This is a genomic window from Zarconia navalis LEGE 11467 (assembly GCF_015207075.1).
Taxonomy (GTDB): domain Bacteria; phylum Cyanobacteriota; class Cyanobacteriia; order Cyanobacteriales; family Geitlerinemataceae; genus Zarconia; species Zarconia navalis.
In genome coordinates, this window is the sequence record NZ_JADEXN010000274.1 from 1 (window position 1) to 7,092 (window position 7,092).

Genomic DNA, 7,092 nt, shown 5'->3' on the forward strand with positions numbered 1-7,092 from the left:
ATCGTACTGTTGGACGAGTCGTTCTAAGTTTGCCCCCTGAATTTGCTCGAGATCCGCTTGCGATCGCAGCCAAATCGGTAAACTCAGGCGGGCGAGGCGCAAGACCCAGGGATTAAATGCTGGTGCGATAAAGTTAAGCGGGGGTTGAACTCGATCCATATATCAGTCAGAAGCTTAAGGGCAGGGGAAGCAGCGGTCGGATCCCGCATGGCGCAAGACGCAAGGGAACGCCGACCGTCGGGAGGCAGAGAGAGTAGCGAACGGAAAACCGATCGTTCGTGACTAATCATTATTCTCCTCTCCCCTCTCCCCTTTCCGAATTCTAAAGGCGATCGTCCATCACATAGACGATCGTACCCGTTTCTGGCAAATCTCTCGGTGCGATCGTCGCGGAACTTCCCACCCGGCGTACCTGAACTTCCGGAATTAAATCGAGAAAAGCATCGAGGGGTTCGAGATCGCATGTGGCCGGATCGGCAGCCGAGGTGAAATAGTGGGTGGGGACGACGATTTTGGGATTGAGCAGTTCGAGGGTAGCGGCAGCTTCGTCGGGGCCATAGGCTTTCGGGCCACCTCCTACCGGCAAGAAGAGAACATCGGGCTGTCCCATAAGAATCTGTTGCTCGAAGGTTATTGGAGCAGCGGCTCCTCCTAGGTGAAGAATCTTAAGACCCGCCTGAGTCCATCCCCAGACGACATTCGTGCCGAAGCGGCGACCTCCATTGCGATCGTGATCGGTTTTAATCCCCTCGAATCTCAGATCTCCGAGTTGATAAGCTCCCGCCTCGAACAACAGTTTTTGGTCTTCGGGCAGTCCCTCCAGATTCCCTTCATCGAGCAACAAACTGCTAACCAAAACCAAATCGGCATCGATACTCGGTTCGTCGTATCCACTCGTACAGCCAATGGAGCGGAAGGGGTTGACCAGAATCCGCTTGCCCCCGCCAGAAAACGAAAAACAGGTATGACCGAACCATCGAACCGATAGCCCGTCGACGGATTGAGCGCGTGCCGTTTGCCATTCGGATAGGCCCGCCGTCGCGATCGCGCTCCAGACTCCGACTTGTAAGTAATGAATGAATTGTCGTCGTTTCATGGTTCCCGATCGCCTTATTCTGTCGTTCTCAATTGCCAGATCTTATCTTAAAGTCCGGTGACGCGATCGCCCTCGAAATTGCTCCCATGTTTGAAGAGCGATCGCGACGATCGTTCGACACAGCGATCGGGCGCTCGCCCGCGACTCGATATTACAACCGAGCGAGGAAATTTTCCAATAGGGTTTTACCGCAGCCGGTCAAAATACTTTCCGGGTGAAACTGAACGCCCTCGATATGGGGGTAGTCCCGATGGCGCACGCCCATAATTGTCCCATCTTCCACCCAAGCGGTAATTTCGAGCACCTCCGGACAGGTAGCGCGATCGATAACTAAGCTATGATACCGAGTGGCCGTTAGGGGATTGTCCAGACCGCGAAACACCCCTTGACCGCCATGAAACACCGGGGATGTTTTGCCGTGCATCAATTCCGGCGCGCCGACGATCTTGCCGCCAAAGACTTGTCCGATGCTTTGATGGCCCAAGCAAACGCCCAAAATTGGAATCGTCGTTCCCAGTTTGGCGATCGTCTCTAGAGAAATACCACCATCTTCCGGACGACCGGGCCCTGGAGAGATCACGATTCCAGCGGCACCGGAGTTTTGAATTTCGTCGAGGGTAATTTTATCGTTGCGGTAGACCTGAATATCCGCGGCGACGGGAAATTTAGCCGCCAATTCACCTAGATACTGAACGAGGTTGTAGGTGAAGCTATCGTAATTATCAATGACAATAATCATTAGACATCTGGTGGAAAAGAGGAAATGGAGAACGGGGAACGGGGTTTAAGAATTCATAATTTCGGCATGAAAATTGATTTTATTTTTAATGTCTGGAAACGTCTCATCGCTACGAATAATAGTGAGGCAAGCGGAACGATGGCTGGCTGTTTCACCTTCACCAGCAGATCGTCAACTTGTAGGGTTTGACGCTCTAGCTGCCGACGGTGGTTTGGAACCAGTCAAACAAGGGCGGAAAAATTAGAGAACTCGCAATCGCCAGGGCAGAGAGTGCCGACACCATCACCGCTCCAGCCGCACAGTCTTTAGCAATTTTAGCGAGGGGATGAAAGGTTTGTTGTACTGTCAGATCGACGACCGATTCTAAGGCTGTATTCAATAACTCTAATGCAAGAACCAAACCGATCGTGAGAACGATGATGGCGACTTTAACCGCTTCGAGGTGCAAAAACAACGCCAATCCAATGGCTAGGCTGCCGATCACCACGTGAATGCGAAAGTTCCGCTGGGTCGTAAAGGCATAACCGATTCCGGCGGCTGCGTACTTAAAGCTTGCAAATAGGCTTGAAGCCACAGTCCAGGATAATTCTCGTTCGATGGGAGATGAGGTGCTTTGTGCTTGCTCGATGGGAAGTTTTGGAGTCATGGATGGCGATTGTACCGGATGGGAGTAGGTTAGGGTTTCGTTGGGTTTCATAGTCAGTTGACAGACTTTGGCACCAAATTTGAATAGTGAGTATACGATAAACCCAGTTGACCTTTGACCGATCGCGATCGGAGATTAATTTTAGATTAATGGAGTGGGAGGTTGAAGCCCGATATCTCGTAACAAGATGTCTTGCTGATGCAACATTTCCATCAACCGATCCTCACAAGGGTGATCCCAACCGAGTAAATGGAGCAAACCGTGAGCGGCCAGCCATCCACATTCTGCGACCAGAGGATGTTGTCGCTGTGCGGCCTGTCGTTCGGCGGTTTCGACGGAGATGATAATTTCTCCGAGATCTAAAGGCATTTCTTCGGGATGGGGAATGTTAGCTTCTAGAGCCGCAAACGCTAAAACATCTGTCGGTCGGTCTTGTTGCCGGAACCGATCGTTCAAAGTTTGAATTTGAAGGTCATCAACGGCACACAGGCTGAGTTCGTAAGTGCTCGCAGGGGGTAAATTCCCTTGCAATCGGTGCAGCCAACGCTCGAACCAATTCTCCCACGGTGCCTCCAAGACCTCGGCGATCGCCATTTGGACGGCGGTCGATGTTGGAGAACTTCCTTGAATGCTAAGGTCTAGTTGCATGGGCGGTAGCGGCGCGAGATCTTCAGCGTGTCAGATAAGAAACACCGATAAAAAACGCGAGTAAGCCAACAGCGGTGATGGTAAAGTGAGTGGCCGATTTTTGACCTTTGCGAACCATATTGCGCATCGCCAGCTTGACGTAGCTGGGTTTGGGTTCGTTTGTGGCCGGCGTGGTGGGGGTTGGAGTGGGAGTGGGAGAATCGTTCATAAAGGGTAGCTCGCGATCGTGCTTCTGTTTCACACCGTAACAAATTATTGCCTCAATTTAACAACTTAAGTCTTGTGACTGGTTGTCATCTGCTCGATCGCCCTCGACGTGCAATGGTTTCTCAAAAGGACTTCAATAAATCTCCAGAATTTTCCAATAACGAAAGAAAACATTTCTTGAAAACCAATAAATTTGAGTATTTTTTCGATATAAATTTTTCTCATCACTCAAAACAATCGGTAAGATTACGGATAGCGAAATCTCGGAAACGTAGTTTAATAAAAATTGGGGTTTTTCTGCTTAAATCCCGATTCAATGCAGCGATCGCTTTCGGTTCGAGGTTCTGCCGATGAGTCTGTTACTTTATGTCAAGTGGCGATTGTGCGTTGGGCGCTTCAAACGTTGCAGAAATCCCCAACTTACTTGGGCGCGCTCTAAATTAAAAGTCGGCCATTGCTCTGGAAAAAATAGCCCCAGAGAGCGAATTCTCCATAGATGCAAGATTTTTCGGACTGCATTTTGGGTTGGATTTCCCGTTGATTTGCGAATGGCTCGCGAGCGGTCGTTTTTTTGAGGAACTATGCAAGCATCGATGTTTTTACGTATTAACTTGGATTTTTCGAACATTTTTTTCTGTGTCATCCACACGAGCTTCACGATTCAATCGAAGAATATATTTCGACTTCAGGGTATAACTTATCGATATCGATCGCTCAAAACTCTGAGAATCGTTTAAGAGCGATCGACCTTAAATTCTGGCTGGCTATGCTTTGAGAACAAAAGAAATTTATCCCTTTACCCTCCCTCAATCTTGGGTTGCAAAGCCCGATCTCAAAGCATTTGAGTATCGAGTTCTTGTCCGATAAAGATAATGAAGCTCCCCCACCTAAACGACCCGCCATTTTCGACGACCCGGAAAACTCGGTAAGGATCGCTCGTTATCATCGGGTGTGCAGACGAGCGATTCAAAACCTGATGGATTTAGCGATTCCCGATCGCGAATTATACGCTCGTCCGAAAAGGTCTCACCACAGAATCTATTGTGTATCTACCCAAAAATATGGGAATGGGAAAAGATAATGTTAACCCCTGAAATTCGCATTCTCTTAATCGACCGCGACCGAAAAAATGTTAAGTTAATCCAAAAATTTCTCACCCAAGCCAAAGACTTTCAGGCAACACTCGTCTGTGTCGATTGTCTGGAAGCGGGTTTAAACGTCCTCAAAGGGGAAAATTTCGAGATCGTTCTTTGTAGTCTGCTCTTACCTGACGAGGAAGGATTAGATGTGGTTCGGAACATTCACCATCTATTTCCACAAATTCCGATCGTCGTTTTGAGCCGCCAAATTGATGAAAGTAGAGCGTTAGCAGCTCTGCGAGAAGGCGCTCAGGATTACCTAGTCAAAGGGCAATTCAATCTTCACCTATTGGTACGAGCGCTTCGCCACAGCATCGAACGACAGCGATTGCATCTAGATCTAGAAAGACAAACCCTCGCCCTCCAAACCAGCCAAGAGCAATTACAAACCTTAATTGCCAAAAATGCCGATGGTATCCTAGTCGTCGATCGCTCTGGAGCGATCCAGTTTGTCAATCCGGCAGCCGAAGCCATCTTCGGTCGAACGGCCGCAGAACTCCAGGGTCAAAGCTTTGGGATTACCATTCCCTCGACAATATCCGATCGGGTCGAAATCTCGATTTTTCGTCCTTCGGGAGAGCAGATTGCCGCAGAAATGCGGTTGGTTGAATTTGAATGGCTTGGAAAACCGGCATATCTGGCTTCCCTACGGGAGATTACCGCGCGCAAGCAAGCAGAACTCGCCCTCGAACAGCTTAACGATGAACTCCAGCAGGCGAACGAGCAATTACGAGCGGAAATCGATCGACGCTCGGGTGTTGAATCGGAATTGCGCTATAACGTCGGGCACGATGCTCTGACGGGATTGCTCAACCGCATTTCGTTAATGCAAGCATTGGGAAGATCGATCGATCGCAGTGAGAACAACCCAAACTATTTGTTTGCAATTCTGTTTCTGGACTTAGATCGCTTTAAACTCGTCAATGACAGCCTCGGCCATTTAACGGGAGACCAACTGTTAGTGGCTGTCGCTCGTCGCCTGGAAAACTGCTTGCGCCAAAGCGATATCGTCGCCCGGTTTGGAGGCGATGAATTTATCATTCTCCTCGACGATCTCAAAAGTTTCAAAAAAGTCACCCAAATTGCCGAACGCATCGTCTCCGAACTCAAACAACCCTTCCAGGTTAACGGACACGAAGTCTTCACCAGCACCAGCATCGGGATTGCCCTGAGCACTGGTAGCCGTGCCGAACCCGACGAGTTTATTCGCGATGCGGATATTGCTCTATATCAAGCTAAAGCCAAGGGAAAATGCCGCTACGAGATCTTCAACAGTTTGATGTACGCTCAGGTTGCCGGACAATTACAGCTCGAAACGGATTTGAGACGCGGACTCGAACAGGGAGAATTCGTCGTTCACTACCAACCAATTATCAGTTTGTTTACCAATCGGATGGTGGGGTTTGAGGCTCTGGTACGCTGGAACCATCCCGAGCGAGGTTTAGTCCCACCCGATCGATTTATCCCCATAGCAGAAGAGACGGGATTGCTCGTTCCCCTAGACTGGTGGGTTCTCAACCAGGCCTGCGGTCAAATGCGCCGCTGGCAATCGCAATTTCCCGCCAGTCAAAAAATGGTGATGAGCGTTAACCTCTCGGGCAAGCAGTTCTGGCAGCCGGATTGTCTGGAGCAAATTGAGGGAGTTTTGCACAAAACGGGTTTACCTCGATCGAACCTGAAACTCGAAGTCACCGAAGGAACCCTCATCGATAACGATATGCCCACCAGCCGGTTGCTCTCCCAAATTCGCGCTTTAGGCATGGGATTGAGTATCGACGACTTCGGAACGGGGTATTCCTCTTTGAGCTATCTCCACCGCTTCCCCTTCAATACCCTCAAAATCGATCGATCGTTTATTTCCATGCAATTTTCCGGCGAATCCAAAATTGTCGAAGCGATTATCGTCCTCGCTCACAACCTGGGGATGAATGTGATTGCTGAAGGGGTGGAAACAAGCAAGCACAAGCAGCGGTTGCGCGAGTTGGGTTGCGAACAAGCCCAGGGATATCTGTTTTCGCCCCCAGTCGATGCGGTTTCGGCCACGGAGCTGTTCGATTCTCAATTTGCCGCCGCTCTTTGAAGAGAATTCGGAATTCGGAGGAATGAATAATGATTAACAATTAACAATGGGTGAGTCGTTATTCTTCCTTTTCTCCAATAGGGAATAGGGAATAGGAAATGGTTACTCTCTCCCTTGTCTCCCCCTTCCCGCGTCCTAAATTTGAGCGGGATCGGGAATCGTAATATCGATCGAAGTCACTTCTAGTTCCGGTTCGAGGGTGGACAGAGACGGTTGAATGGCACTGGTATTGCCCACGACTAAAGTCACCAGATTCTCGGGCTTGAGGTATTCTCGGGCAACTCGCTGCACGTCTTCGATGGTCGTGGTTTCCACCTTGCGCTGGTATTGGAAGATAAAATCTTTTGGATAGCCGTAATACTCGTAGCGCATGACGCGCGAGAGGGTTTGACCTGGGTCGGCAAAATTAAACACGAAGGAATTAATCGCCGATTCTTGGGCGTATTGTAATTCTTCGGGGGTAATTGGTTCGTTACGAATTCGCTCTATTTCCCGTCGAACCGATCTGATGAAGGGAACCGTGGCATCCGATCGGGT

At 49.5% G+C, this 7,092-nt stretch carries 7 protein-coding genes; 1 reads left to right on the forward strand and 6 read right to left on the reverse strand.

Features of this window, described 5'->3' with window-relative positions; genetic code table 11:
* Positions 1-322: 322 nt before the first annotated feature.
* The 5 genes from IQ235_RS14435 to IQ235_RS14455 form a co-directional block, all read right to left on the reverse strand.
* The gene (locus IQ235_RS14435) at positions 323-1,096 is read right to left on the reverse strand and encodes an MBL fold metallo-hydrolase (protein WP_264322147.1); all 774 of its coding nucleotides are present in this window, start codon (positions 1,094-1,096) and stop codon (positions 323-325) included.
* Between the two features lie 151 nt (positions 1,097-1,247).
* On the reverse strand, positions 1,248-1,835 hold the full coding sequence (locus IQ235_RS14440) for an anthranilate synthase component II (RefSeq protein ID WP_264322148.1): 588 nt from the start codon (positions 1,833-1,835) through the stop codon (positions 1,248-1,250).
* Positions 1,836-2,028: 193 nt separating this feature from the next.
* On the reverse strand, positions 2,029-2,532 hold the full coding sequence (locus IQ235_RS14445; RefSeq protein ID WP_405196683.1) for a diacylglycerol kinase family protein: 504 nt from the start codon (positions 2,530-2,532) through the stop codon (positions 2,029-2,031).
* 90 nt (positions 2,533-2,622) lie between these two features.
* On the reverse strand, positions 2,623-3,129 hold the full coding sequence (ybeY, locus tag IQ235_RS14450) for an rRNA maturation RNase YbeY (protein ID WP_264322149.1): 507 nt from the start codon (positions 3,127-3,129) through the stop codon (positions 2,623-2,625).
* A 22-nt stretch (positions 3,130-3,151) separates the two neighbouring features.
* Positions 3,152-3,337, reverse strand: coding sequence for a DUF3285 domain-containing protein (locus tag IQ235_RS14455; protein WP_264322150.1), 186 nt, complete (start codon positions 3,335-3,337; stop codon positions 3,152-3,154).
* 1,079 nt (positions 3,338-4,416) lie between these two features.
* Here IQ235_RS14455 and IQ235_RS14460 point away from each other — a divergent pair.
* On the forward strand, positions 4,417-6,555 hold the full coding sequence (locus IQ235_RS14460) for a GGDEF/EAL domain-containing response regulator (protein ID WP_264322151.1): 2,139 nt from the start codon (positions 4,417-4,419) through the stop codon (positions 6,553-6,555).
* Positions 6,556-6,690: 135 nt separating this feature from the next.
* On the opposite strand, the gene IQ235_RS14465 is transcribed toward IQ235_RS14460, so the two are convergent.
* Positions 6,691-7,092, reverse strand: a 402-nt coding sequence (locus IQ235_RS14465; RefSeq protein ID WP_405196684.1) for a M16 family metallopeptidase, incomplete at its 5' end; no start/stop codon positions are given.

Excerpts from the sequence above, each read along its gene's own strand:
- IQ235_RS14435 (WP_264322147.1), bottom strand. The coding sequence starts at position 1,096 with ATGAAACGACGACAATTCATTCATTACTTACAAGTCGGAGTCTGGAGC.
- IQ235_RS14440 (WP_264322148.1), bottom strand. The coding sequence starts at position 1,835 with ATGATTATTGTCATTGATAATTACGATAGCTTCACCTACAACCTCGTT.
- IQ235_RS14445 (WP_405196683.1), bottom strand. The coding sequence starts at position 2,532 with ATGAAACCCAACGAAACCCTAACCTACTCCCATCCGGTACAATCGCCA.
- ybeY (WP_264322149.1), bottom strand. The coding sequence starts at position 3,129 with ATGCAACTAGACCTTAGCATTCAAGGAAGTTCTCCAACATCGACCGCC.
- IQ235_RS14455 (WP_264322150.1), bottom strand. The coding sequence starts at position 3,337 with ATGAACGATTCTCCCACTCCCACTCCAACCCCCACCACGCCGGCCACA.
- IQ235_RS14460 (WP_264322151.1), top strand. The coding sequence starts at position 4,417 with ATGTTAACCCCTGAAATTCGCATTCTCTTAATCGACCGCGACCGAAAA.